This is a genomic window from Mesorhizobium sp. M0968 (assembly GCF_040319065.1).
Classification (GTDB): Bacteria; Pseudomonadota; Alphaproteobacteria; order Rhizobiales; family Rhizobiaceae; genus Mesorhizobium.
Window position 1 is genome coordinate 159,302 of sequence record NZ_JAMYNL010000010.1, and the last position, 25,530, is coordinate 184,831.

General features: G+C 62.6%; 20 protein-coding genes and 2 pseudogenes. 8 read left to right on the forward strand and 14 right to left on the reverse strand.

The window, feature by feature from the left end; genetic code table 11:
* The first annotated feature begins 181 nt into the window (after positions 1-181).
* Positions 182-2,245, forward strand: a complete 2,064-nt coding sequence (locus NKH67_RS19490) for a polynucleotide kinase-phosphatase (RefSeq protein WP_352473957.1) — start codon at positions 182-184, stop codon at positions 2,243-2,245.
* An 8-nt stretch (positions 2,246-2,253) separates the two neighbouring features.
* Here NKH67_RS19490 and NKH67_RS19495 read toward each other — a convergent pair whose 3' ends face one another.
* Both NKH67_RS19495 and NKH67_RS19500 read right to left on the reverse strand, forming a co-directional pair.
* Positions 2,254-2,544 carry an HlyU family transcriptional regulator gene (locus NKH67_RS19495; RefSeq protein ID WP_023678291.1) on the reverse strand — a complete coding sequence of 97 codons (291 nt, stop codon included), beginning with the start codon at positions 2,542-2,544 and terminating at the stop codon, positions 2,254-2,256.
* A 112-nt stretch (positions 2,545-2,656) separates the two neighbouring features.
* Positions 2,657-3,334: a PadR family transcriptional regulator gene (locus NKH67_RS19500; protein ID WP_352473955.1), complete on the reverse strand. Its 678-nt coding sequence runs from the start codon at positions 3,332-3,334 to the stop codon at positions 2,657-2,659.
* Between the two features lie 270 nt (positions 3,335-3,604).
* On the opposite strand from NKH67_RS19500, the gene NKH67_RS19505 reads away from it, so the two are divergent.
* Positions 3,605-3,862 (forward strand): DUF2798 domain-containing protein, encoded by a 258-nt coding sequence (locus NKH67_RS19505; RefSeq protein ID WP_352473953.1) that lies wholly within the window; start codon positions 3,605-3,607, stop codon positions 3,860-3,862.
* Positions 3,863-3,925: 63 nt separating this feature from the next.
* Here the strand turns inward: NKH67_RS19505 and NKH67_RS19510 are convergent, their stop codons facing one another.
* The 6 genes and pseudogenes from NKH67_RS19510 to dnaG form a co-directional block, all read right to left on the reverse strand.
* Positions 3,926-4,306 (reverse strand): thiol-disulfide oxidoreductase DCC family protein, encoded by a 381-nt coding sequence (locus tag NKH67_RS19510; protein WP_353031606.1) that lies wholly within the window; start codon positions 4,304-4,306, stop codon positions 3,926-3,928.
* A gap of 210 nt (positions 4,307-4,516) precedes the next feature.
* On the reverse strand, positions 4,517-4,810 hold the full coding sequence (locus NKH67_RS19515; RefSeq protein WP_292658752.1) for a GYD domain-containing protein: 294 nt from the start codon (positions 4,808-4,810) through the stop codon (positions 4,517-4,519).
* A gap of 207 nt (positions 4,811-5,017) precedes the next feature.
* Positions 5,018-5,416, reverse strand: a pseudogene (locus NKH67_RS19520) (sigma-70 family RNA polymerase sigma factor); the annotation flags it as partial.
* A gap of 135 nt (positions 5,417-5,551) precedes the next feature.
* A complete protein-coding gene (locus NKH67_RS19525; protein WP_352473952.1) occupies positions 5,552-6,115 on the reverse strand; it encodes a hypothetical protein in 564 nt (187 codons plus the stop codon).
* Positions 6,116-6,153: 38 nt separating this feature from the next.
* Positions 6,154-8,175 (reverse strand): RNA polymerase sigma factor RpoD, encoded by a 2,022-nt coding sequence (gene rpoD / locus NKH67_RS19530; RefSeq protein WP_023678297.1) that lies wholly within the window; start codon positions 8,173-8,175, stop codon positions 6,154-6,156.
* 374 nt (positions 8,176-8,549) lie between these two features.
* A complete protein-coding gene (gene dnaG / locus NKH67_RS19535; protein ID WP_352473950.1) occupies positions 8,550-10,511 on the reverse strand; it encodes a DNA primase in 1,962 nt (653 codons plus the stop codon).
* 282 nt (positions 10,512-10,793) lie between these two features.
* On the opposite strand from dnaG, the gene NKH67_RS19540 reads away from it, so the two are divergent.
* On the forward strand, positions 10,794-13,988 hold the full coding sequence (locus NKH67_RS19540) for a putative Ig domain-containing protein (protein WP_352616746.1): 3,195 nt from the start codon (positions 10,794-10,796) through the stop codon (positions 13,986-13,988).
* An 87-nt stretch (positions 13,989-14,075) separates the two neighbouring features.
* On the opposite strand, the gene NKH67_RS19545 is transcribed toward NKH67_RS19540, so the two are convergent.
* Positions 14,076-14,465, reverse strand: a complete 390-nt coding sequence (locus NKH67_RS19545) for an RcnB family protein (RefSeq protein ID WP_352473947.1) — start codon at positions 14,463-14,465, stop codon at positions 14,076-14,078.
* Positions 14,466-14,843: 378 nt separating this feature from the next.
* On the opposite strand from NKH67_RS19545, the gene NKH67_RS19550 reads away from it, so the two are divergent.
* From NKH67_RS19550 to NKH67_RS19560, 3 genes and pseudogenes are all read left to right on the forward strand, one after another.
* Positions 14,844-16,508 carry a Na/Pi cotransporter family protein gene (locus tag NKH67_RS19550; RefSeq protein WP_352473946.1) on the forward strand — a complete coding sequence of 555 codons (1,665 nt, stop codon included), beginning with the start codon at positions 14,844-14,846 and terminating at the stop codon, positions 16,506-16,508.
* 132 nt (positions 16,509-16,640) lie between these two features.
* Positions 16,641-16,850 carry a DUF2061 domain-containing protein gene (locus NKH67_RS19555; RefSeq protein ID WP_352473945.1) on the forward strand — a complete coding sequence of 70 codons (210 nt, stop codon included), beginning with the start codon at positions 16,641-16,643 and terminating at the stop codon, positions 16,848-16,850.
* A 127-nt stretch (positions 16,851-16,977) separates the two neighbouring features.
* Positions 16,978-18,160 (forward strand): annotated as a pseudogene (locus NKH67_RS19560) (MFS transporter).
* Positions 18,161-18,162: 2 nt separating this feature from the next.
* Here the strand turns inward: NKH67_RS19560 and NKH67_RS19565 are convergent.
* Complete coding sequence (locus tag NKH67_RS19565) at positions 18,163-18,720, reverse strand: GNAT family N-acetyltransferase (protein WP_352473942.1); 558 nt, start codon at positions 18,718-18,720, stop codon at positions 18,163-18,165.
* Positions 18,721-18,776: 56 nt separating this feature from the next.
* Positions 18,777-19,226, reverse strand: a complete 450-nt coding sequence (locus NKH67_RS19570) for a GatB/YqeY domain-containing protein (protein ID WP_292658734.1) — start codon at positions 19,224-19,226, stop codon at positions 18,777-18,779.
* Between the two features lie 320 nt (positions 19,227-19,546).
* On the opposite strand from NKH67_RS19570, the gene carA reads away from it, so the two are divergent.
* Complete coding sequence (gene carA / locus NKH67_RS19575) at positions 19,547-20,764, forward strand: glutamine-hydrolyzing carbamoyl-phosphate synthase small subunit (RefSeq protein ID WP_352473941.1); 1,218 nt, start codon at positions 19,547-19,549, stop codon at positions 20,762-20,764.
* 55 nt (positions 20,765-20,819) lie between these two features.
* On the opposite strand, the gene NKH67_RS19580 is transcribed toward carA, so the two are convergent.
* The 3 genes from NKH67_RS19580 to mntR all read right to left on the reverse strand — a co-directional run bounded on the left by NKH67_RS19580 (position 20,820) and on the right by mntR (position 23,835).
* On the reverse strand, positions 20,820-22,088 hold the full coding sequence (locus tag NKH67_RS19580) for a TCR/Tet family MFS transporter (protein WP_352473940.1): 1,269 nt from the start codon (positions 22,086-22,088) through the stop codon (positions 20,820-20,822).
* A 150-nt stretch (positions 22,089-22,238) separates the two neighbouring features.
* Positions 22,239-23,156, reverse strand: coding sequence for a KPN_02809 family neutral zinc metallopeptidase (ypfJ, locus tag NKH67_RS19585; protein ID WP_352473939.1), 918 nt, complete (start codon positions 23,154-23,156; stop codon positions 22,239-22,241).
* Between the two features lie 223 nt (positions 23,157-23,379).
* Positions 23,380-23,835, reverse strand: a complete 456-nt coding sequence (gene mntR / locus NKH67_RS19590) for a manganese-binding transcriptional regulator MntR (protein ID WP_023678308.1) — start codon at positions 23,833-23,835, stop codon at positions 23,380-23,382.
* 235 nt (positions 23,836-24,070) lie between these two features.
* On the opposite strand from mntR, the gene NKH67_RS19595 reads away from it, so the two are divergent.
* On the forward strand, positions 24,071-25,438 hold the full coding sequence (locus NKH67_RS19595; protein WP_352473938.1) for an Nramp family divalent metal transporter: 1,368 nt from the start codon (positions 24,071-24,073) through the stop codon (positions 25,436-25,438).
* Positions 25,439-25,530 lie beyond the last annotated feature (92 nt).

Consider the following 25,530-nt stretch of genomic DNA (forward strand, 5'->3'; position numbering starts at 1 on the left):
TCCTCGATCCAGGCGTCGAGGTGTGCGTCGCACGCAATGCGGTGCGAGCCGACCGGCAGTTCGGCGCCGGGGTCGCCCAGCGCATGACAACCGAGGTCCGCAAGGGTCTTGGCGGCCTCCAACGCGAGGGCTTCCGCCAAGTCTGGAAGCTTACAGCGAGGCCAGCATCGACGCGGCCGAGGTGTCGCGACAGCCGCTGTGGACCGATAAGCGCGACGACCATGGCCCGTTCGATATCATTGGCGACATCCATGGCTGTTCGGATGAGCTTCATATCCTGCTCGCTCGACTGGGCTACAGCGTCGCCTGGTCTGAGCATCAGGGCGACCGAATGGTCACCGTGGTTCCACCAGAGGGCCGCAAGATCGTCTTTGTCGGCGACCTCGTCGATCGCGGCCCCAACTCGCCCGACGTGCTGCGCATTGCCATGAGCATGGTCGCGGCTGGAACGGCTTACTGTGTCCAGGGCAACCATGAACGCAAACTCAGCCGCTGGCTAGAAGGCCGCAAGGTCACTGTCGCTCACGGCCTCCAGCAGACTCTTGATCAGCTAAATGCACAGGACCGAGGCCTGCGCGAGGCGCTGCCGGCCTTTCTCGACGGCCTGCGCAGCCATGTCTGGCTCGATCGCGGAGGCCTCGCCGTCGCCCATGCCGGCCTCAAGGAAGGGATGATCGGACGCGGTTCCGGCGCTGTGCGCGAGTTCGCTCTGTACGGCGAGACCACAGGCGAGACCGACGAATTCGGGCTGCCCGTCCGTGCCGACTGGGCTGCGGCCTATCGTGGCAAGACGGCCATTATCTATGGACATACGCCCACGCTATCGGCCGAATGGGTCAACAACACCCTGTGCATCGACACCGGATGCGTATTCGGCGGCAAGCTGACGGCCTTGCGCTGGCCGGAACGCGAACTGGTCGAGGTGCCGGCAATCGAGACCTGGTCGGAGCCGATACGTCCGCTGGGCGGGTCCGGTCCCGGTAAATCGGCACAGGCCGACGCCGACGGCGTGCTCGATTATCAGGATGTCTCCGGTCGCCGTTGGATCGAGACCGGACTGAGGGGCCGGATTGTCGTGGCCGAGGAGAACGCGTCGGCAGCACTGGAGGTGATGAGCCGCTTCGCGCTCTCGCCGCAATGGCTGATCTATCTGCCGCCGACCATGTCGCCGTCCGAGACCAGCAGCCAGGACGGCTGGCTGGAACGTCCGGAGGATGCCTTCGCTTACTTCCGCGAGCGCGGCGTTGCGCAGATCGTGTGCGAGGAGAAGCACATGGGTTCGCGGGCAGTGATCGCGCTCTGCCGGAACGCGCAGGCGGCACGCAGCCGCTTCGGGGTCCCTGGCGACGAAACCGGCGCAATCTGGACCCGCACCGGACGCTCCTTTTTCAATGACAGTGCCATGACGGAGGACCTGCTCGCCCGTCTTCGCACCGAGGTCGACGCGGCGGATCTGTGGAAGGAATTGAACAGCGACTGGCTGCTGATGGACGCCGAGATAATGCCTTGGTCGGCCAAGGCCGGCAGTCTGATCGAAAGCCAGTATGCGCCTGTGGCGATATCCTCTGCCGCCGGTTTCAAGGCCAGCAACGAGGCGCTGGCCCGTGCGATGGCGCGCGGCGTCGATGCAGCCGGCCTGAACGCACGCCTTGAAGACCGGGCCGTCCGCGCAGCCAAATACGCCACCGCCTGGGCGCCCTACGTATGGCCAGTTTCGGGCGTCGAGGACCTTAAGGCCGCGCCTTTCCACCTGCTGGCCAGCGAGGGACGTGTTTGGTTTGACCAGGACCATGTCTGGCACATGTCGCTCGCGGACCGTCTGGCTGCCCGTGGCGGCGTGGTCACGCCGACTCGATGGCGTATGGTTGACCTCGCCGACGGCAGCGCGTGTGCCGAGGCCGTCGCCTGGTGGGAAGCACTGACCGGCTCAGGCGGCGAAGGCATGGTGGTCAAACCACGCGACTTCGTCAGCCGTGGCGAGAAGGGGCTCATCCAGCCGGCGCTGAAGGTCCGCGGCCCGGAATATTTGCGCATCATCTATGGTCCCGAATATGATGCACCCGACAATCTCATCCGCCTCCGAGAACGCGGCCTGGCCGGCAAGCGCAGCCTGGCGCTCCGGGAGTTCGCGCTTGGCCACGAAGCGCTAACGCGATTTGTCGCCAAGCAGCCGCTACGCCGGGTTCACGAGTGTGTCTTCGCCGTGCTGGCGTTGGAAAGCGAGCCAATCGACCCAAGGCTGTAGTAGCCGATCTATCCGAAGATCTTTTCGCCCTGCTCGTCGACCAGCTGGATGCCCTTTTTGATCGAGATGTCGACGGCATCATCAAGCCCGGCAAAGCGGTCGGCGCGGATGAATTTGTGCTCCTTCATCACGCCGTCGATCTCTTTCGAAACCACGCCGCAGGTCTGGTACTGGCCCTCCGCCTTGTAGGGCGTGGCGCTGATCAAAAATCCCTTGTGCTCGATCTGCTTTGCCGGCGCCGCTGTCTTTGGCTCGGCGGCTTCGTTGCCTCCGCCGAAAAGACGCTTCAGAAAAGACATGGGGTATCCTCCAACGGCAATCATCCTGCACCACATAGCGCGGTGCAGGATGATTTTCAGTACCGGTCCTTGGCTGGACCGGCAAGGGCCGCCTGCGGCTTGCCGTTAAAGATCAGTCGCGCGTCAGTGCTTCCAGGGCTTCCGCGGCAGCTTCCAATATGCTGATTGCCTCGGCCTGCTTTGCTTCAGGCGCATCGACGATCTCGCCGAGCGCGGCGCGCAGCCGGTGGCGCACGGCGCGAAACTCGTCGCGCTTTTCCGAGCGGCCGCGCCGGCCACCGTCGCCGTCATCGTTCCAGCCGAACCAGTCGCGCGCCTTGGCCATCTTGCGGCCGAAGCGCTCGAGATGTTCGAGCACGTGGTCGATCATCTCGCGATTTTCGTTGAGGTGCGCCTGCCCAGCGTCGGTGATTGAAAACACCTTCTTGTTGCCTTCCGCCGCAGAAACGGCGTAGCCGGCCTCCTCCAGGAAGGTCAGCGTCGGATAGACCACGCCGGGGCTCGGGCTGTAGACGCCGCTGGTGCGCTCCTCCAGCGCCTTGATGATGTCGTAGCCGTGCCGCGGCGCCTCGGCCAGCAGCGACAGCGTGATCAGCTTGAGATCGCCGTCGGCCAGCATGCGCCCGGCGCGGAACATGTCGCCCGGCCCGCCGCGTCCGCCGCCTCTCATGCCATGCCCGAACGGGCCAAAGCCGCCGCCACGTCCGCCGAACTTGCCGGCCATATGCATGAAAACGCGCTCGGCGCGTTCGCCGAAACGGTGACGACTGAAATGATTGTCTTTGTGCATTGTCTGCTCCTTGAGTTATGTCTTACGATACATCTCAACTAAGTGCCCGCCACGGTCGAGTCAAGATATATCTTACGATGTATCTGAAAATGGCACCAGCAGGATTGATTTCGCCAGCGAGGGCAGCTGGAGGGTGCATGAGGGCCGAAGGCCGCTCCGTAAGCGTCTGACGTGAAGCAACGCATCCACCCCGGTCGTTCCGGGCAGTTACGCCGACAATACCGGCGAATGGATGCAAGGTGACGAACCGGATGCTTCAGGGAAATCCAAATGACCATGAAAACCCCCCGCAGCAAGCTGCCTGCGCGCTATGCCGCCGTGCTCGGCCCGCTGGTGCGGTCGTTGCTGATGACGTTCATCGTGTCGTTCATCTCGACACTGAAAAGCTTTGGCTTCCAGCCCGACATGCTGGCCACTTGGCTGACGGCTTGGGGCCTGTCCTGGCTGGTGGCCTTTCCGACGCTGCTGCTGGTGCTGCCGGCGGTGCGCCGTATCGTTGGCTGGATTTGCGAGCCCGTGGCTCGATAGCAGGGCACGCGAAAGGCCTGGAAACAATCTCCGGACCTTTCGGTGCGGAGCGAATAATACCCGTTACCAGCGGCCTTTGCGCCGGTTCCAGGCATAGAGCAGATCGGCAAAGCGATCATAGCCATAGCGCGTCAACGGCAGTGCGCCGGGATTGCCGAACAGCGTTGCGAGCCAGCCTTCGCCGGGCGTCGTCCGCCATACAGCAATGGCAACATCGGCGCCGGCCAGCAATTTGCCGTCGGCGTCGATCGCATGCAGCCGGCGCCGGATGTCCTCCAGCCCGATGCCGTATCCGGCCAGCGCCGCCGGTTCGGCATCGATGTCGCGAAATTCGATCCGGCCGGCCTTGACCGCCTCGATCAGCCGCCGCTTCTGCCGGCTGATACCGGCATCACAGACCGGACAGCGCGTATTATACCAGACGGTCAGCAGAGGCTTGCTCATGTTTCGAAACGGCACCAGAGGACACGCACGGATTATCCGAGAAATGCCGTTGCGCCGCAACGTGACACGATACCGGCGGAATGGCCGGCTTCGCTGATCCAGGTCGCCCAAAGGGTACGCAGCGGTTTTACGATAACGACATGCATAAAAAGAAGAGCTTAAAGCGCGTCGCAAGGGCCGTTCAGCGCGACGCGCTTCAGGCGCCGCGGCTCAGCCGAGCGAGGTGATGATCTCGCGATAGGCATCCTCGGGGAAAGCCTTGAGTGTCCGCGTCCTGACGTTTCCGCCCGTCGCCAGCATCAGCGAGAAACGAGCCAGGACGGCATCGTCGGGCGCTTCGAGCACGGCCACCATGTCACAATCCCCCATGGTGAGATAAAATGCCTTGAAGGACCCGCCCATGTCTCCCAGCAGCTTCTTGGCGGCATCGAGCCGCTTCGGCGATTCCCGCACATTTTTGGCGCCTTGCTCCGTCCAGTTGATCAGCACGATGTAAGTTGTCATGGCACACCTCCCTCCGGTGCCACGGAGCACGGCGTCCAACCGCCGGGGCGGGCATCCGGGTTTATCGCCCAGAGAATGCGTCCGTCGCGGAATTATCCTCTCATAGGGCAGGACCCGCAAGAGCCGCGCGTCCAATCGTGATCGCCTATCTCCAAATGGAAAAGGGCGCCACCGGCGCCCTTTAAACTGCTTGTCCGTCACGCGGCCTCAGCTGTCGAGGAAGCTTCTGAGCTTGCGCGACCGGCTCGGGTGCTTGAGCTTGCGCAGCGCCTTGGCTTCGATCTGGCGGATGCGCTCGCGGGTGACCGAGAACTGCTGGCCGACCTCTTCAAGCGTGTGATCGGTGTTCATGCCGATGCCGAAGCGCATTCTGAGCACGCGCTCTTCGCGCGGCGTCAGCGAGGCCAGCACGCGCGTCGTCGTCTCGCGCAGATTGGCCTGGATCGCCGCGTCGATCGGCAGGATCGCCATCTTGTCCTCGATGAAGTCGCCAAGATGCGAATCCTCCTCGTCGCCGACCGGCGTTTCGAGCCAGATCGGCTCCTTGGCGATCTTCAGCACCTTGCGCACTTTTTCCAGCGGCATGGCGAGCTTTTCCGCCAGTTCGGCTCGCGGCCGGTCTCATGCAGCCGACTGCACCACGAGCCCGGTGAACCGTCGATGGCCATTGCCCTATCATGCAAATGTCAACCGCTTTCATCCGGCTGTCACTATCACGGACAAATCCCTGTGGAATTACAGTTATTGAACAACATCAATTCCCGCCGCAAAAAGTCCGTCCGCCGTGCCGCGCCCGGTCAACACGACCCGAGTGCCCTGATGAAGTGTATTACGAAAGTTGTCCGAGATACCGCATAGAGTGCCGGTCATCATCGGCATGCCCGCCAGACTGACTCTATTCGGACAGCGGTAAGACCAACCCGCCGTATCACTGACGGAAAATTCGAGTTGCGTATGCTTCCCCATCAGTGCCGCCAGCCAGAGCGGGTATGCAGTCAGGACAGTTGCACGGATAAAAACGCCGAAAATAAAAGGCAACACAATAACGCCAAAACCAGAAAGGATGAGGGTCTTGATGGACACCTGCGGGGCGTCGAAGTCCCTTGCAAACTTTCGGCAGTAAAGAACGAGAATTAAGCAGCCAGCAGGTATAGCAATCGATTTCGCGATCATATCGTGGTCGCTCACATAACGTTGCGACGGCACAAAAGAATGACCGAAGATCATTGCTCCAAGTAGAGCCAATAGGTGAATGGTAAGACCGGCCAGGCTGAAAACGATGACCCGTGGGAGGAGGCGGCGCAATAACCGTCTCTCTGTTATCTCCCCCACGGAAGCCTAGCCTAACTGTCCAGGAAGCTGCGCAGCTTGCGCGACCGGCTCGGGTGCTTGAGCTTGCGCAGCGCCTTGGCTTCGATCTGGCGGATGCGCTCGCGGGTGACCGAGAACTGCTGGCCGACTTCTTCAAGCGTGTGGTCGGTGTTCATGCCGATGCCGAAGCGCATTCTGAGCACGCGCTCTTCGCGCGGCGTCAGCGAGGCCAATACGCGCGTCGTCGTCTCGCGCAGATTGGCCTGGATCGCCGCGTCGATCGGCAGGATCGCCATCTTGTCCTCGATGAAGTCGCCAAGATGCGAATCCTCCTCGTCGCCGACCGGCGTTTCGAGCGAGATCGGCTCCTTGGCGATCTTCAGCACCTTGCGCACTTTTTCCAGCGGCATGGCGAGCTTTTCCGCCAGTTCTTCTGGCGTCGGCTCGCGGCCGATCTCATGCAGCATCTGGCGCGAGGTGCGCACGATCTTGTTGATCGTTTCGATCATGTGCACCGGAATGCGGATGGTGCGCGCCTGGTCGGCGATCGAACGGGTGATCGCCTGCCGGATCCACCACGTCGCGTAGGTCGAGAACTTGTAGCCGCGGCGGTATTCGAATTTGTCGACCGCCTTCATCAGGCCGATATTGCCTTCCTGGATCAGGTCGAGGAACTGCAGGCCGCGATTGGTGTATTTCTTGGCGATGGAGATGACGAGGCGCAGATTGGCCTCCACCATTTCCTTCTTGGCGATCGCGGCTTCGCGCTCGCCCTTCTGCACCTGGTTGACGATCTTGCGGAATTCCTGGATCGAAATCGCCGTCTCGGTGGCGAGGTTCTGGATCTCGGCGCGCAGGTCGCGGATGGCGTCCTTCTCGTTCTTGGTGAATTCCTTCCAGCCGCGCGAAGTCAGATTGCCGATCGAGCGGGTCCAGTTCGGATCGAGCTCCGAGCCCTGATATTCCTTGAGGAATTCCTCGCGGCGCACGCCATAGCTTTCGGCCAGCCTGAGCAGCTTGCCTTCGTTCTGCACCAGGCGCTTGTTGATGTCGTAGAGCTGCTCGACCAGCGCCTCGATGCGCGCCGTGTTCAAGGACAGCGACTTCACCGCCTTGATCAGCTGGTCCTTCAATTCCTTCAGTCGGCGGTCCTGGCTGGGCGACAGCGTGCCCGCGGCAGCCAGCCGGTTCTCGACCTGCTGGTCCTGCAGCTTGCGCAGTTTCTTGTAGGTGTCGGCAATGACGTCGAGCGTCTCCATCACCTGCGGGCGCAGTTCCGCTTCCATCGCCGCCAGCGACAGGCTCGCCTCGTCATCGTCTTCCTCGTCGTCGTCCACCAGGCCACGCGTGTCGCCGCCGACATTGGTAATGTCGTCCTCGTCCTCGCGCGAACGGCGCGACTTTTCCTCGGTCTTGGCTTCCTCGATACGCTCGACAACCGGCGCCTGCTTGGCCTCCGGCCCGGCATAGGTCGCTTCGAGGTCGATGATCTCGCGCAGCAGGATCTTCGATTCGTTGAGCTCGTCACGCCAGATGATGATGGCCTGGAAAGTCAGCGGGCTTTCGCACAGGCCCGCGATCATCGTCTCGCGGCCGGCCTCGATGCGCTTGGCGATCGCGATTTCGCCCTCGCGCGACAGAAGTTCGACTGAGCCCATCTCGCGCAGATACATGCGGACCGGATCGTCGGTGCGGTCGGTCGGCTCTTTCTTGGTCGTGGTGGCGGCGACGGCGGTGCCGGTCTGCTCGGCCAGCTCGTTGGCGTCTTCCTCGGCGTCAGCGGCGGTATCGGCGGCTTCGGGCTCCTCGCCCTGCTCGTCGTCCTCGACCACGTTGATGCCCATGTCGGAAAGCATGGCCATCGTGTCCTCGATCTGCTCGGAGGTCACTTCCTCCGAGGGCAGCACCGAATTCAGCTCGTCCATGGTGACATAACCGCGCTTCTTGGCGGCCTTGATCATCTTCTTGACAGCATCGTCGGAAAGGTCGAGCAGAGGGCCATCGGTCGCGGCCTCGCGTTCGGTCTCGACTTCTTCCTTTTCTTTTGTCGCCATAGTCTTTATTTTCTCCAAGCGGCTGAGTATCAAAGCCGCGTAAGCTGCCGGTCCGGTCAAATTGGATGCGCTCCTTCCAGAACGCGCTTTACCGGGCCAGTAACTGCATCTCTCGTTAAGTCCAGATTAACCCTGATATCTGTGGCAAGCTGACTGCCTGTCCAGTGATCAGTACCTTACATCGCTGCATTCCCGTCGATGCTGGGGCGGGTTAACGTTTCGAATCGACCTGATTCCGCCATTCTGCCGGAAGGTCAAGCGCCTCTCGCATGATTCGCATGAAAAAAGCGAATCAATTACCCGACTTAGAGCACCGCACGCTTGATTCAACGCGCAAGCACGTCCTTACATTTGAGTCTTCTGGAGGCTTCGATCTAAACGCGCCCAGCTCTGCCCGACGATACGCCAAACCCTTCGATCAGCGCTTCCGTTGCCTGCACATCACGAAATTGCGCCTGGATTTCGACCAGGTGCCGGTAATTTTCGTCCGTGGGATCGCTGGCGAGCGCTGCTTCCGCCTGCTTCAGCTCCTTATGTAAGGTGCGCGCGCTGCGCTGCAAGTGGAGAGCTTGGCTGAACGCATCGCGAGCATCGTCGAGTGCTGCCGTTTCCAGCGCCGGCCATTGCCGCGCACGTTTGATCAGCGCCACCGCGCGCTGCCAGACCTCACCGCAGCCGGCCCGCTCGATCGTCGCGATTACAGCCTCGCGGTTGTTGGCCATATCGTGCGCCATGGCGTCGAGGATGGCCGCATGCAGCCGCTTCAGATCGGAATTGGCGAGATCGAGGAACTCGACATGGGCGAAATTCTCGTCGATCAGCACGGGATGGTTGACGAGGGCCGCAATGATCGTCGCCTCGCGCACCGACATGCCCTCGCCGTCGCGTTTGACCAGCGCCGAGCGGCCGAGGCTTTCGGTGATCGCGGTGCGCCCACCGGCACCGCCGCCACGTGCAAACTGTCCGCCGGGTGCTGAGACCCTGCCCGGGAAGCGCTCACCGGGCCGTCCGTCCTGACGTCCCTGGCGTCCGCGCTGGGCACCGAAGAAGCTCTGCACGCGCTCGCGCATTTCCTGTTGGTAGTGATAGCGAAGGCTCTCGTCGCGGATGCGGCTGGTCAGTTCGCGTAGCGTCTTTTCGAGCTCCGCCCGCCGTTCCGGCGTGTCGAAGATGCCGCCGGCGGTCTCGCGCATCCACAAGAGGTCGGCCAGCGGCCGTGCCTCGGAAAGCACGGCGCGGAACGCATCCGGCCCGTCACCCTTGACCAGATCGTCGGGATCCTTGCCCTCCGGCAGCAGGGCGAAGCGCACGGAGCGGCCTGCCTGGACCGCCGGCAGCGCCATGTCGGCGGCGCGCCACGCTGCCTTCAACCCGGCCTGGTCGCCGTCGAAGCACAGCACCGGCTCGCCAGCCATGCGCCATAGAAGTTCGAGCTGGTTTTCAGTCAACGCGGTGCCGAGCGGCGCCACCACGTTTTCGAAGCCGGCCTGCGCCAGCGCGATCACATCGATGTAGCCCTCTACGGCAATGACCGTGCCGCCCTTGGCCAGCGCCCCCTTTCCGAGCGCTTGCCGCGCACGGGCGAAATTATAGAGCACGTTGCCTTTGTGGAAGAGCTCCGTATCGGGCGAGTTCATGTATTTGGCCAGCGCATCCGGCGCCAGTGCCCGCCCGCCGAAGGCGATGATCTTGCCCCTGGAATCCGGGATCGGGAACATGATGCGGTCGCGGAACCAATCGTAGGAAACCGGGACGTCGTCGCCATGGCGCACCAGCCCGCACGCCTCGATGTCGGCCTTGGGGACACCCTTGGCGGCAAGATGCTCCTTCAGCGCATTGCGGCTGTCGGGTGCATAGCCGAGGCGGAAAGACTGCTGCGTCGCCGGTGTCAGCCCCCGGTCGCGCAGATAGGCGCGGGCCTTTGCCCCTTCCGGTCCCTGCAGCCGTTCCTGGAAGAACGCCGTCGCCATCTCCATGACGTCAGTCAGGCTGGCGCGTTCCTTTTCGCGCCGCTCCTCCTGGGCATCGCGAACCGGCATCGGCACGCCGGCCATGTCGGCGATCTTCTCGACCGCTTCAGGAAAGCTCATCCCGTCAAGTTCGGTCAGGAACTTGAAATGGTCGCCCGAAACCGAGCAGCCGAAGCAATGGTAGCGGCCCTTCTTGTCCTCGCAGTGGAAGGACGGGCTCTTCTCGCCATGGAAGGGACAGCACGCCCAATAGTCGCCGCGCGGCGCGTTAGTCTTCTTCCTGTCCCACGCGACGCGCTGGCCGATCACCGAAGAAATCGGCACGCGGTCGCGGATCTCGTCGAGGAAAGCAGGCGGAAAGCGCATGGGGGACAGCTCGTTTGGCCTCCATATAATCACGCCGGCGAAGCCCGACGACTCCTAATGCGGAACCATACCCGGTTTTCACAGGGCCAAGGGGTCCAGGCGCCTGACGTTGCGTGGCTGCCACACCGCGGCGGGAATAGTCTCAAGCTTACCTGACCCGTGGCTTCAAGATTGACTTTGCATGAGCTCGCCAATCTAGATGATCATAAGCAAAGGCGACTCGTCCGGAATTCAGCGCCCGTAGAGAGCAGGCCCGCCGGTCGGGGGATTTTGGGGGACGGGGTGACCGTAGCTCTGGATGCGCATGTCACCATGCGGCTGCGGCGTTTGCCGTTGTCCGCACTTTCCTTTCTGTTGTCGTCGATTTTTCTGCTTTTGTTCGCAACGCTGAGGCGCGCCCTCGCCGCCATTCTCGTGTTCGTGCTCGTGCCGACCGCGGCGTTCGCGCTGCCGACGGTGACCATCAACCAGGCTGCCGGCCAGAGCGATCCGACCGGTTCCTCACCAATTCGGTTCGACGTGGTCTTCAGCGAGCCGGTGACCGGCTTCAATGGCAGCGACGTCGATCTTTCCGGCACCGCCGGCGCCACCACCGCGTCCGTTACCGGCTCCGGCAGCTCCTACAGCGTTTTGGTCAGCGGCATGACGGGTTCAGGTTCCGTCGTGGCCACAATACCGGCCGGCGTGGCAACCAACGCCAGCGTCGATCCGAACGAGCCCTCGACCAGCACCGACAATACCGTCACCTACAATCTGCCGCCGCCACCGCCGCTGACAGTGACCATCAACCAGGCTGCCGGCCAGAGCGATCCGACCGGTTCCTCACCAATTCGGTTCGACGTGGTCTTCAGCGAGCCGGTGACCGGCTTCAATGGCAGCGACGTGGTGCTTTCCGGCACTGCCGGCGCCACCACCGCGTCCGTTACCGGCTCCGGCAGCTCCTACAGCGTTTTGGTCAGCGGCATGACGGGTTCAGGGTCCGTCGTGGCCACAATACCGGCCGGCGTGGCAACCAACGCCAGCGTCGATCCGAACGAGCCCTCGACCAGCACCGACAATACCGTCACCTACAATCTGCCGCCACCACCGCCGCTGACAGTGACCGTCAACCAGGCTGCCGGCCAGAGCGATCCGACCGGTTCGTCACCAATCCTCTTCGACGTGGTCTTCAGCGAGCCGGTGACCGGCTTCAGCGGCAGCGACGTTGTGCTTTCCGGCGCCGCCGGCGCCACCATCGCTGTCGTTACGGGCTCCGGCAGCACTTTCAGCGTCGCGGTCAGCGGCATGACGGGTTCAGGGTCCGTCGTGGCCACAATACCGGCCGGCGTGGCAACCAACGCCGCCGTCGATGCGAACGAAGCCTCGACCAGCACCGACAACACGGTCACCTTTACACCGCCCGTGATCACGGTCTCGCCGCCGTCATTGCCCAGTCCGGTCTACAACCAGGCCTATTCGCAGCAGCTGACGGCCAGCGGCGGTATGACGCCCTACACTTTCGCGCTGACGTCCGGAACCCTCCCGTCGGGCATCAGCTTCGACGCGGCCGGTCTGCTCTCCGGAACCCCGACTAATACCGGCACGTTCAACCTGGTCGTGGCGGCAACCGACGCAAACGGTTTCATCGGTTCGAAATCCTACACGCTGATCATTGCCGAGCCGACCGTCGAGCTGACGCCGGCATCCTTGCCAAACCCCATATACAACCAGGCCTATTCGCAACAGCTTGCGGCCAGCGGCGGCGCGGTGCCTTATACTTTCGCGCTGACGTCCGGAACCCTCCCGTCGGGCATCAGCTTCGACGCGACCGGTCTGCTCTCCGGTACCCCGACCAATACCGGCACATTCGACTTCACCGCAGTTGCAACCGATCAGAATGGGAAATCCGGTTCCAAGGCCTATTCGGTGACCATCGACAAGCTTGGCACCACCACCTTGGTCGTTTCCAGCCTCAACCCTTCCAATCAGGGCGATCAGGTCACTTTCACGGCAACGGTTTCGGCTCCCGGCAACCCGCCGCCGGCCGGAACGGTCACCTTCAGTGTCGACGGCTCGCCCGCCGCTACGGTCGCGCTCGCCGGCGGTACCGCCGCCCTGACGACGTCCGCCCTCCCGGTCGGCACCCGTCAGGTCGTCGCGACCTACAATGGCGACGCGAACAACGCGACAAGCACCTCCAGCGCGCTCGCCCAGGAAGTCCACGCCCTGGGCTCCATCACCATCCGCCAGACCACCGACAGCGGCGACGGCTCCTTCGGCTTCTCCTCGCCGGCGCCCGGCCTCAACTTCACCATCGCCACCAGCAGCGGCTCCGGCGACGGACCGGCCGTTTCGCTGCCGACCGGCTCCTACAGCATCACCGCCGCCGACATGACCGCCGCCGGCTTCGCCTTGACCTCGATCAGTTGCAACGATGGCGATTCCGTCGGCAATGTGGCGAACCGCACGGCTGTGATCAACATGGCGCCCGGCGAAAGCGTCGTCTGCACGTTCGCCAGCACCAATTCACGCGAAAATACCACGGCGCTCATCAAGGAATTCATGGAGACACGCGCCAGCCTCATCCTGGAGAACCAGCCCGACATCCAGCGCCGCATCGACCGGCTCGACGGCGTCGCCAGCCCAGTGGCCACCCTGCTCGCGTACCTGCCCGGCATGGCCGACACCAACTCGGTCAATGTCAGCGCAAGCCTTGCCTCCATGCGGCGGCTTGGCGGGGAAGATGCCAACAGCCTGTTCGACATCTGGTTCGAAGGCACTTACAGCCGCTTCGACATCAATGACCAAGACGGCAAATTCGCCCTCGCAACCTTCGGCGCCGACTATCTGGTCAGCCGCAATCTGCTTGTTGGCGCCTTCGTCCAGATCGATCGTACCGACGGCTTCACCGGCAGCGGCGGCGGAACCGCCGAGGGCACCGGCTGGATCGCCGGGCCTTATTTGACCGCTCGGCTGACGGACAATCTGTATTTCGATTTGCTCGCCGGAGCTGGAACATCCTCGAACAGCGTCAGCCCCATGGATACCTACACCGACGGCTTCGACGCCAGCCGTTGGCTGGTCAGCGCCACGCTGCAAGGGGAATGGCAATATGACGCCTGGACCTTCTCGCCGCGGGCGCGCTTCTCCTATTTCGAGGAAAAATCGGGAGCCTATGTCGACGGCCTGAACGTCCCCATTCCCTCCGTCACCGCCGGCCTCGGCCAGATCGCCTTCGGCCCCGGCGTTTCCTATCGCCATGTCACGGATGACGACGTTACCCTCGACTTTAACCTGCGGCTCGACGGCGTCTTCGACATAAGCGACACAGCGACCGAAAGCGGCGCCGACAATTTCCATGGCCGCGTCGGAGCCGGCGTCGATACCCGCATGCCGGGCGGCATGCGTCTCGGCCTCTCCACCAGCTATGGCGGCATCGGCTCCGATTCGGCGAAGTATTTCAGCGGAACCGTGAAACTTTCGGCCGCGCTGAATTAGGATCAAGATGGACCAATGAAAAAAGGCGGCCTTGGCGGGCCGCCTCTCTTTCATTGACCAGCGCCGTGCCGGTCAGACGTTCCGCGGTCACTGCGTGGCGATGGCGCCGAAGATCAAGCCGGAAAGAACGCTGACCAGCAGATAGTCATTGCCAACCCGGATCCATTCCTGCCCGGGACCCGGACGGCGCAGGCCATAGTGGCGATAGTCGCGGATCGGCTGGTGACGCTTCCAGCTGGAATATCTCTGGCCGTTGCGCCAATGGCTGCGCTTCACAACGATCTTCTTCTTCACTAGGACGCGCTTGTTCACGTCGACATGCTTGTTCACGTCGACATGCCTGCCAGGCTTCTGCCAGTCGACCTGGCTGTAGTTCGACTGCGGCGCGTTTGGTGTGTTCAGAGGTGCGGCCTGGCCCTGCCAGGTGGTTGCAGCCAGCATCGAGAAGGCAATGGCGGAAAGAACGATGCGTTTCATGGCGGGTACTCCTTGGTTGTCGATGCCTACGGAATAGAGCCGGAAGGATGAACCGAAACTGAACACCGAGATTACGTTTTCGTAATGATTTCTTACATTTAGAACGACTAATTCAGCGCTACCTTTAAAGCGGGCGCCCGAGAATGGACGCATGACCCGCCGCAACTCCGCAGGCTATGCAACCATTTTGTCAGCCATCCATTTCCGACACGCCCCGTCGCGTGGCAACACGCGTCCGAACCGGGCAAAATTTATTATTCGGCTAAAATAAATCGGAGTAATATCAACCTCTGCAATGTCCACGATTCGCGCCCACTTTTGCCTCTTTGACTTCACCGCGCCCGCGTCGCTGGCACCTGTCGCGTTGCGGGGCCTGGCATGAGTGGCTCGGTCGTCTTGCTGCACCTGGCCGGTGCGGTCGCACTGATGCTGTTTGCCACCCGTCTGGTGAAGACCGGCGTCGAGCGCGCCTATGGCGATGTGCTGCGCCACAAACTGCGCGCCACAATGCGCAATCCGTTCATGGCGGTTCTGGCCGGCTGCGGCCTGGCTGTCGCGCTGCAAAGCTCGACCGCCGTCACCTTGCTGGTCGGCTCGTTCGCCGGCTCCGGTATTGTCAGCGGCATGTCGGGCCAGCTTGCGGTGCGCGGCGCCGAGATCGGCTCGGCACTCGTGGTCAAGCTGCTCACCTTCGATCTGTCGCTGCTGGTGCCGATCTGCCTGGTCGCCGGCACCGTCATGTTCATGGCCACCGAGCGGCGCGACTGGCGCCAGTTCGGCCGCATCCTGGTCGGCATCGGCCTGCTGCTTCTGTCGCTGGAGATGATCGGCCAGGCGTCGGAGCCGCTGCGCCAGAGCACGCTGATGCCGCTCATCGTCGATTACTTCTCCGGCGATCCGGTTACCGCCTATCTTCTGGCGGCGTTGGTCACCTGGCTGTTCCATTCCTCGATCGCCGCGGTGCTGCTGATGGTGACGCTGGCCGGCCGCGGCTTCATCCCGCCCGAACTCGGTATCGTGCTGGTGCTGGGTGTCAATCTCGGCTCTTCGATCATCGCGCCGCTTCTAACCCGCAACGCAGAACCCGGCGTTCGTATCGTGCCGATCGGCAATCTCCTGATGCGCGGCATGGGTTCGCTGATCATGCTGATCCTGTTCCTGACGTTCAAACCGCCGGTCGCCTTCTTGGGCAACACGGTGCCCGAGCAGATCGTCAATGCCCACATTGTCTTCAACATCCTGATCCTGATCGCCGGCCTACCGCTGGCGAGCCTGGTCTATCGCGCCTCGGAAAGGATCGTGGCGTTGGGCACCAAGCCCCAGGCCGCCAACGCGCTCGACGTCGTCGAGCTTTCGGCGCTCAACGAAAGTGCGCTCGACGTGCCGAGCCAGGCATTGGCCAACGCCACCCGCGAGGTGGTGCGGGTCTGCGAAACGGTCGAGATCATGCTGAAACGGATCATCGAGCTCTATGAGAGCGCCGATGCCGACAAGATCGGCGCGCTGGCCGCACTCGACGACCGTGTCGACAGGAAGCACGCTGCGATCAAGCTCTATCTGGCCAGGGTCACCAAGAACCCGCTGAGCGAGGACGAGGCGCTGCGTTGCCAGGAACTGATCGGCGCCTGCGTCAAGCTGGAGCAGGTCGGCGACATCATCGTGCGCAACATGCTGGTCCACGTGAAGAAGAAATTCGAGCGTGGGCTGGAGTTCACGCCGGAAGGCTGGCGTGAGCTTTGCGCCTTCCATGCCTTGGTGCTTGCCAATGCCAGGCTTGCCTTCAACGTGCTGGTGTCCCGCGATCCGGAGACCGCTCGCCAGTTGGTGCTGGAAAAGGACCGGCTGCGCGACCGCGAGAAGGAAACCAGCCAGAGCCATTTCGTGCGGCTGCGCGACGGCACCGCCAAGAGTGTCGAGACCAGTTCCATCCATCTCGACACCATTCGCGACCTCAAGCAGATCAACTCGCTGCTCGCCTCGATGGCCTATCCCGTTCTTGAAGAACGTGGCCTGCTCACCGGTTCGCGGCTGAAGGCCGGATAGATTGCATCCACAGGCCGGGAAGCTTCACAACATCGCCTATGAAAATTGCTGTGGGCCAATGCGCAGAAATTATCTTTGCGCCACCTCCTGTCTGTCGGCTAAAGATCGCCGCATCTACCGGAAGGAAAGTCGATGGACACCCATTCTCGCAGCTTCGCCAAAGCGCTTTCCTGGCGCATCACCGGCACCATCGATACGATGATCATTTCGCTCGTCGTGACCGGAAGCATTAAGCTCGCCGCTGCCATCGGCCTGACCGAGGTCGTCACCAAGTCGCTGCTCTACTATTTTCACGAACGTGCGTGGCTGAAAATTCCTTACGGGAGGAAGGCAGCCGCCTAGCTCTTGCCTCCGCGCGGACGCCTGACCGGCGATCAAGAAAAGCTAAAGCGGCGTCGACAATTTCTGGATTGCCCGCTGCCCTCATCCGTGGTTTGAGGCGACCTTATCTGAGGATCGCCTTTCCGCCATGCTCCCCCTCATTGCCCTGTTCATTGCCGCCTTCGCCTTCGGCACTACCGAATTCGTCATCGCCGGCGTGCTGCCGCAGGTGGCGGAGGGCCTTGGTGTCGCGATCCCGACCGCCGGCTATCTCGTTTCCGGCTATGCCGGCGGCATTGCAGTCGGCGGCCCGCTGCTGGCGCTCGCCACCAAAAGCTTCTCCCGCAAGGCCCTGCTGCTTGGACTGACTGCAGCCTTCACCATCGGCCAGGCCGCCTGTGCGCTGGCGCCCGACTTCGCCTCGATGCTGCTGTTGCGGATAGCGGTGGCCGTCGCGCATGGCGCCTATTTCGGCGTTGCCATGGTGGTGGCCGTCGGCCTCGTGCGCGAAGACCAGCGCGGCATGGCGGTGGCGCTGATCCTGTCCGGCCTCACCGTATCGAACGTAATCGGCGTTCCGGCCGGCACGGCAATCGGCAACATCTGGGGATGGCGTGCGACATTCTGGGTGATGTGCGCGCTCGGTGTGGTGGCCTTCACGGCAGTCGGCGCCCTGCTGCCGCGCAAGACGGGATCGTCGAGCCCGTCGGCGAGCCTTGGAAGCGAGGTCCGTGTGCTCGCACGCCAGCAGGTCTGGACCTCGCTCATTATTATGCTGATGCTGATGATCGGCCAGTTCGGCCTGTTCACCTACATCACGCCGACGCTGCTTGAGGTCACCGGCCTCGACGAGAAATGGATACCTTGGGTGCTCTTGCTCAACGGGGTCGGCGCAACGATCGGCGTCTTTGTCGGCGGGCGGCTCGCCGACTGGAAGCTGATGCCGTCGCTTATCGCCATGCTTTTCCTACAGGCGGCAATGCTCGCCTTGATCTACGCTGTCGGCCCTTACCCGCTGCCGATTGGTGATAGCGATCTTCGTCTGGGGCGGCCTCAACTTTGCCATCGGCACGCCGATCCAGACCCGCATCCTGACCTGGACCGCGGACGCCTCCAACCTTGCCTCGTCGCTCATCCCGTCGGGCTTCAATGTCGGCATCGCGCTCGCCGCATCGCTCGGCGCGGCGATGCTCAATGCCGGCTATGGCTATCGCAGCCTGCCGGTGGTTGGCGCGATCGCCATGCTGGTCGCCGTCGCGGTTGCGCTTGCCTCGCATGTCTGGGAATGGCGAAGCCGGGCTGCGCCGCCGCTGCCGGCTGCCGCCGAATAGGGCTACAGATCGATCCGGTAGCGCAGGCTTTCCGCGCCGCCATAGGCGGCGTCCTCGAAGAAACGCCCGACCAGCCGGCCGCCATTGGCCAGAACGACCTTCTGCGAGGGCACATTGTGAGGCTTGCAGGTGATTTCGACGAAGGGCAGGCCAACCGCCCTCGCCTCCACCAGCATCAGCCGCAGCGCCTCGGTCGCATAGCCGCGTCCCCGTTTCCACGGCACCACCGCATAGCCGATGTGGCCGAGCACATGCGACGGCAGCGACGCGGTGCCGTGCTGCCAGCGCAGGCCGATTGAGCCTGCGACTTCCCCGTCCCAGATCCAGCGCCGGAATCCGGGCAGCCGCGGCACCGTCGAACCGTCGGGCAAGGTGATCGGCGGTCCCTTGCCATCGGAATCGTCGAGATCGCCAAGGAAAGTCGCTGGATCCTTTTCGATAGCCGCAAGCTGCTCGCGCGTCGCGTCGAGCAGCCGCACATTGTCCGGCGACCAGCCGCGCTCGAGGGCCGCCTTGTAGGACGGCAGGTGTTCAAACGCCGGTTTGACGAGTTCGATCACGGGCGCGAGCTTTTGGCTGCCGGATTGCGGGCGCGACGGCAAGGGCCTTCGGCGGCTTACTGCAGCAGGCTCTTGACGATGCCGCTCGCCTTGGAGAAATCCATCTGGCCGGCGTATTTTTCCTTGAGCGCCGCCATCACCTTGCCCATGTCCTTGACGCCGCTGGCACCAGTCTCGGCGATGGCGGAACGGACGGCGCTTTCCGTCTCGGCCTGGCCCAGCTGCGTCGGCAGGAAGTCGCGGATGATGGCCATCTCGTCGCGCTCCTGCGCTGCAAGCTCCGGCCGCTTGCCGTCATCGAACGCCTTGGCCGATTCTTCGCGCTGCTTCACCATCTTGGCCAGGATCTGCAGGATCTCGTCATCGCTCGCCGGCTCCTTGCCGGCGCCGCGATTGGCGATGTCGCGATCATGGATGGCCGCCTGGATCAGCCGCAATGTCGGCAGCCGGCGCTTGTCCTGCGACTTCATCGCGCTCTTCAGGGATTCGGCGATTTTGCCTCGCATGGTGCTTTCTCCTTCGAATGCGGCGGACAATAGTCGTGCCGATAGCTCAAGGCAAACTCGATAGCGTCCGGCAAACCGCTGATATTATTCGACGAAATAAATCTAGGCTCGCACGGCGCGGCATCATTGACCGCCTTGGCGCCTTCCCCTATGTACTGGGCCTTGCATGAAATTGAATTCTAGTGCACGTCGCCCAAAAATGCGCAGCGGTTTTGGGCAACGACAGGCACAAATGAAAACCTAGCGCGCCGAGGCTGTGAGATCGCCGCTTCGCGCCTTTTGTTGCGCCGACTGAGGGCGCAACCTTTAGGAGTGCCGCCATGGCTACGATGACAGCCGCGTCGACCCCCCCTTGGGCCAGCGAGAGGCCGACAGCCCTGCTGGTGCTGGCCGACGGCACTGTCATAGAGGGCCGTGGTCTGGGCGCCGCCGGCTCCGCCGTCGCCGAGGTCTGCTTCAACACCGCGCTGACCGGCTACCAGGAGATACTCACCGACCCATCCTATGCCGGCCAGATCGTCACTTTCACCTTTCCGCATATCGGCAATATCGGCACCAATGACGAAGACATCGAGGACCTCAACCCGCTGGCCCGCGCCGGCGCCGTCGGCGCCGTGTTCAAGGCCGATGTCACCAACCCGTCGAATTACCGGGCCGGAACCGGTCTCGACCAGTGGCTGAAGAAGCGCGGCATCGTCGCACTTTCGGGCATCGACACGCGGGCGCTGACCGCGCTGATCCGCGAAAAGGGCATGCCCAATGCCGTCATCGCGCACGCGCCCGACGGTATCTTCGACGTCGATGACCTCAAGCGCCGCGCCGCCGCATGGTCAGGGCTTGTCGGGCTTGATCTCGCCAAGGAGGTGACCTCCGGCCAGTCATCAGTCTGGCGCGAGACGCCCTGGGTCTGGAACGAGGGCTTTGGCGAACAGGCTGATCCGTCGATGCACGTCGTTGCCGTCGACTACGGCGTCAAACGCAACATATTGCGCCTGCTGGCCGGTCTCGGCGCCAAGGTCACCGTGGTGCCGGCAAAAACCGGCGCCGAGGAGATCCTGGCGATGCGGCCCGACGGCATTTTTCTATCCAACGGCCCTGGCGATCCGGAAGCCACCGGCGACTACGCCGTTCCGGTCATCCAGGATCTGTTGAAGACCGAAATCCCGCTTTTCGGCATCTGCCTCGGCCACCAGATGCTGGCGCTGGCGCTGGGCGGCAAGACCGCAAAAATGCATCAGGGCCACCACGGCGCCAATCATCCCGTCAAGGACCACACCACCGGCAAGGTCGAGATCGTCTCGATGAACCATGGCTTTGCCGTCGACGCCGACTCGTTGCCGAGCGGTGTCGAGGAAACCCATGTCTCGCTGTTCGACGGTTCGAATTGCGGCATTGCGCTCACCGGCAGACCGGTCTTCTCGGTCCAGCATCATCCCGAAGCCTCGCCCGGCCCGCAGGATTCGCACTATCTGTTTCGCCGCTTCGTCAACTTGATCCGCGAAAAGCGCGGCGAGCCGGCACTGGCCGAGCGTCTTTAGCGCATTGCGTAAAAACGGATTTGACTGACGGCGCCGGCCGGGCTCCCGGCGCCGATCAAGCCCCGTCCGTCACGGCTTCCCGCGCGTGCATGCGTTTGACTTCCTTCGGCGTCGGCTTGGCCACCCTGGTGACGAAGACGACGAGCGCCAGCGTGAGGAAAATCGCGCCGAGCAGATAGGGGGCACCGCCGAAAACCACGGGCGCGTTCGGGCCCGTGAACCAGGAAAAGATCGCCGTATAAAGCAGCGGTGTGATGATCGAGGTGATCGAGAAGATCGAGGTCATTGCGCCCTGGAGTTCGCCCTGGGCGGAAGGTGGCACCTTGGCGGCCGCCAGGCTTCTGAGCGGCGGGTCGGCCAACGCCTCGAGACATCCGACGACGATCACTGCATAGATCATCCAGCCTTGTGACGCGAAGGCGTAGCCGAAGGCGCTGAGTGCGGTAAATGCCAGACCGATTACCGCCGTCTTCCACTCGCCGAGCTTAGGGATCACGCGCGGCAGGACTGTCGCCATGACGATCGCCCCGCACAGGCCGAAAGCGCCGAGCGAGAAGCCGATCTGTTGTTCGCTCCAGCCATAGCGATAACTGGAGACGAACGACCAGACCGCAGGATACATCATGTGCCCCAGCGTCATCAGAAAGAAGACAAGTCCGATCCAGCCGATACCTTCGTAGTTGCGCATCTGGACGAGCGTGCCGACCGGGTTCGCGCGTTTCCACTCGAAGCGGCGACGGTGCTTGTTATCAAGTGTTTCCGGCAACAGAAACAGCGCGATCAGAAAGTTTGCGAAAGCAAGCCCGGCAGCGAAATAGAACGGCACACGCGGCCCGAACGTGCCGAGCAACCCGCCCAGAACCGGCCCGATGACGAAGCCGACGCCGAAAGCAATGCCGAGCAGCCCGAAATTCTTCGCACGATTTTCGTCGGTCGAGATATCGGCAATGAATGCCGATGTCGTGGAATAACTGGCGCCGGAAATGCCGGCCAGCACGCGGCCGATGAACAGCATCGGATAGGACCAGGCGATAGCGCAGATCAGATTGTCGATAGCGAACGTCAGCACCGAGGCAAGCAGGATAGGCCGCCGCCCGAACCGGTCGCTCAACCCGCCCATCACTGGTGCGAAAACGAACTGCATCGCCGCATAGACGAAGAACAGCCAGCCGCCCTCGATAGCCGCCTCGCTGATGCCGACGCCGGTCAATTCCCTGAGATAGGCCGGCAGCACCGGCATAATGATGCCGAAGCCAATGATGTCGAGCAGCAGGGTGGTGAAAACAAGCGCAAGGCCCCGCCTGGCGGTTTTGGGGTCTATCATGATGGTATCTCCTCGGGCCGCCCAAGCTAACGGGAACACACCTTATAGGCGAGCACATCGCTGGGAACAATGAGGGAACGGGCAGAGTGCTTTCATCCTGACATCCCCTGACTGCGATCCAGTCTCTCGGATTACGAGAAAACCGTCGGCTCAGATCGGGTTGTTGAACGTGTCGCAGTCCGAAAGCTTGCCGTTCTGGAAGCCTCGCGCCAGCCAGGTCTGCCGCTGCTGCGACGTGCCGTGGTTGAAGCTTTCCGGCACGACGTAGCCCTGCATCTTCTTCTGCAGGGTGTCGTCGCCGATCTGCTTGGCGGCGTTCAGTGCCTCCGCCATGTCGCCCTGTTCCAAGATGCCTTTCTGACCGGTGAAATGCGCCCAGATGCCGGCAAAGCAGTCGGCCTGCAACTCGACCTGCACCGACATGTGGTTGGCGTCCGCTTCGCCCATGCTCTGCCGCATCTGGTTGAATTTGGGCAGGATGCCGACGAGGTTCTGCACATGGTGGCCGACCTCATGCGCGATCACATAGGCCTGTGCGAAATCGCCCGAGGCACCGAACTGCTGATCGAGCTGCTGGAAGAAGGTGGTGTCGAGATAGACTTTGCGATCGTTGGGACAGTAGAATGGTCCGGCCGCTGACGAGGCAGAGCCGCAAGCAGAGCCGATCCGTCCGCTGAACAGGACCAGTTTTGGATCTTGATAGGTCAGGCCCTCGGACTGAAAAATACCGGTCCACGTGTCCTCGGTCTCGGCCAGCACAGTCGACACGAACTGCTTCATCTCGTCGGAGGCGGGCGCACCGGTGCCGCCGCCTTGCGCACCGCTATTGTCGGTGATCTGACCGCCGCCGGGCTGCAAGCCGCTGTTATCGAGGATCTGACTCGGGTCGAAGCCGAAATACCACCCTGCCAGGAAAATCAACCCTACGATGATAATGCCCGACATGCCGCCGCCGCCCGCGCGACCGCCGATCGGGATGCGAAACTGCCCCGGCCCGCCGCCAAGCCCGCCGCTCTGGCCGCGCTCGTCCTCGACATTGTCACTCTGACGACGGCCCTTCCAGAGCATGGCAACCCCCGTGATGCAATTTTCCGGCCGATCGGGCCGTGTCCCGGTTCGATCGGACACGACAACAATTATCTCAACGGTTACGCCAAGTCACAGTATTTTTCGTGCGAACAAGCAATGCTTGCTGACGCTTGCCTGCTCTGGCCGAGACATCGCAAGGTCTGTGCCGTTCACCCTGCTCGTGGGAAGCGAGTCGCGCGAAGAGATACGCTGGCCGTGCTTTTCAGCGGGCGGCGATTATTGCCTTGCGAAAGGCTTCGAGCGTCTCGGCGCTGACATGATGCTCGATGCCCTCGGCGTCGATGCGCGCCGTCTCGGCGCTGACCCCGAGCGAGCGCAGGAAGGCCTCGACCGTCTGGTGGCGAATGCGGCTCTCTTCCGCAACCTTGCGGCCGGCATCGGTCAGGAACACGCCGCGATAAGGCTTCCGGGAGACCAGCCCGTCGGCGCACAGCCGCGTCAGCATTTTCGCGACCGTCGGCTGAGCGACGCCGAGCCGTGCCGCGATATCGACCTGGCGCGCCTCGTTGCCATCCTCGATCAGGTCGGCGATGAGCTCGACATAATCCTCGACCAGCGCGCTGCGGCGCGCTTCACGCGTCTGCCTGAAGCCTTCCGAGTGGATTTCTGCGTCAGGCAGCGGCTTTTCGCGAGGAACCGGTCTTTTCTTCAGCGCCAATACGCGCTCCTCCCGGCAGTTTGAATCGACATTGCGGTCATAACACGGAACCCTATTGGTTCTGGCCGTTTATTTCCATTCGGTGGCCGGCGCAACCGGCGTTCACTGCCGTTCAGGCCGCACGCCAAGCGGCCACAAGAAAAAGCTCAGACAATGAAATATAGCATATTGCATAATGTTCAGCCGTGGCATAGATAAGGAGACAACATCGATCGTTTCAGTGGAAAGCCATTTCATGTCGGAAGCCGAAGCCACCTCAGCCCCCCGGTCCATGTGGCGATTTGCCCGCCCGGAGGACGACGAGCAGCCCAGCCTTCGCGAAGTCAACGCAACGATCGCGGTGCCGCACTCGGGGATCTGGCTTCGCCGGCTGTTCGCCTTCATGGGGCCGGGCTACATGGTTTCGGTCGGCTATATGGATCCGGGCAATTGGGCGACCGACCTCGCCGGCGGGGCCCAATTCGGCTACACGCTGCTTTTCATCATCATGTTGTCGAACCTGATGGCGATCCTGCTGCAGGCACTCGCCGCCCGGCTCGGCATCGCCACCGGCCGCGACCTTGCGCAGGCGTGCCGCGCCTATTATCCGCGACCAGTCAATTTCATGCTTTGGGTCGCTTGCGAACTGGCCATCATCGCCTGCGACCTGGCCGAGGTCATTGGCACGGCGATCGCCTTGCAACTGCTGTTCGGGATTCCGCTGATAGGCGGCGCCATCATCACCGCGCTTGATGCCTTCCTGCTGCTGCTGCTGATGAACAAGGGCTTCCGTTTCCTCGAGGCCTTCATCATAGCGCTTTTGATTATCATCTTCGGCTGCTTCGCCATTCAGATCTTTGCCGCCGCCCCGCCGGTCGGCTCCATCCTGCACGCGATGTTCGTGCCGTCGTCCGAGATCGTCACCAATCCGGCCATGCTCTACATCGCCATCGGCATCATCGGCGCCACGGTGATGCCGCACAATCTCTATCTGCACTCCTCGATCGTGCAGACCCGGGCCTACGAGCGCACCGATCGCGGCAAGCGCGATGCCATCAAATGGGCGACGACCGACTCGACCATCGCGCTGATACTGGCGTTGTTCGTCAATGCTTCTATCCTTATCGTGTCGGCGGTGGCGTTCCACGGCACCGGTCATCATGACGTTGCCGAGATCGGCCAGGCCTTCGAGCTTCTGTCGCCGCTGCTTGGCCTCGGCATCGCTTCCATCCTGTTTGCCGTAGCGCTGCTCGCCTCCGGCCTGAACTCGACGGTGACGGCGACGCTCGCCGGCCAGATCGTGATGGAAGGGTTCTTGCGGCTGCGCATCCCGCAATGGGCGCGCCGCCTGCTGACGCGCGGCATCGCCATCATCCCGGTGGTGGTGGTCACCGCGCTCTATGGCGAGAAGGGAACCGGCCAGTTGCTGGTCTTCAGCCAGGTAATCCTGTCGATGCAGCTCCCCTTCGCTGTCGTACCGCTGGTGCAGTTCGTCTCGGACAAGCGCAAGATGGGCAATTTTGCCATTTCCCGCGCCGTCGCCGTACTGGCCTGGGTGGTTGCCGCGCTCATCCTGGTGCTCAACTTCAAGCTGCTCTACGATACGGTCGTTGGCTTGGGCTGAGCGTTCTCGGCTCCAAGCTGAGACGATAAGGTCGGCAGTCACCTGCCCCCGGTCCTAGACTAGAAATTTGCCGGCCGCTGTCGGACAAATGT

Bases quoted from the DNA above. Each gene is read 5' to 3' on its own strand.
- NKH67_RS19495 (WP_023678291.1), bottom strand. From the start codon at position 2,544: ATGTCTTTTCTGAAGCGTCTTTTCGGCGGAGGCAACGAAGCCGCCGAG.
- NKH67_RS19500 (WP_352473955.1), bottom strand. From the start codon at position 3,334: ATGCACAAAGACAATCATTTCAGTCGTCACCGTTTCGGCGAACGCGCC.
- NKH67_RS19505 (WP_352473953.1), top strand. From the start codon at position 3,605: ATGACCATGAAAACCCCCCGCAGCAAGCTGCCTGCGCGCTATGCCGCC.
- NKH67_RS19510 (WP_353031606.1), bottom strand. From the start codon at position 4,306: ATGAGCAAGCCTCTGCTGACCGTCTGGTATAATACGCGCTGTCCGGTC.
- NKH67_RS19515 (WP_292658752.1), bottom strand. From the start codon at position 4,810: ATGACAACTTACATCGTGCTGATCAACTGGACGGAGCAAGGCGCCAAA.
- rpoD (WP_023678297.1), bottom strand. From the start codon at position 8,175: ATGGCGACAAAAGAAAAGGAAGAAGTCGAGACCGAACGCGAGGCCGCG.
- dnaG (WP_352473950.1), bottom strand. From the start codon at position 10,511: ATGCGCTTTCCGCCTGCTTTCCTCGACGAGATCCGCGACCGCGTGCCG.
- NKH67_RS19545 (WP_352473947.1), bottom strand. From the start codon at position 14,465: ATGAAACGCATCGTTCTTTCCGCCATTGCCTTCTCGATGCTGGCTGCA.
- NKH67_RS19550 (WP_352473946.1), top strand. From the start codon at position 14,844: ATGAGTGGCTCGGTCGTCTTGCTGCACCTGGCCGGTGCGGTCGCACTG.
- NKH67_RS19555 (WP_352473945.1), top strand. From the start codon at position 16,641: ATGGACACCCATTCTCGCAGCTTCGCCAAAGCGCTTTCCTGGCGCATC.
- NKH67_RS19570 (WP_292658734.1), bottom strand. From the start codon at position 19,226: ATGCGAGGCAAAATCGCCGAATCCCTGAAGAGCGCGATGAAGTCGCAG.
- carA (WP_352473941.1), top strand. From the start codon at position 19,547: ATGGCTACGATGACAGCCGCGTCGACCCCCCCTTGGGCCAGCGAGAGG.
- NKH67_RS19580 (WP_352473940.1), bottom strand. From the start codon at position 22,088: ATGATAGACCCCAAAACCGCCAGGCGGGGCCTTGCGCTTGTTTTCACC.
- ypfJ (WP_352473939.1), bottom strand. From the start codon at position 23,156: ATGCTCTGGAAGGGCCGTCGTCAGAGTGACAATGTCGAGGACGAGCGC.
- NKH67_RS19595 (WP_352473938.1), top strand. From the start codon at position 24,071: ATGTCGGAAGCCGAAGCCACCTCAGCCCCCCGGTCCATGTGGCGATTT.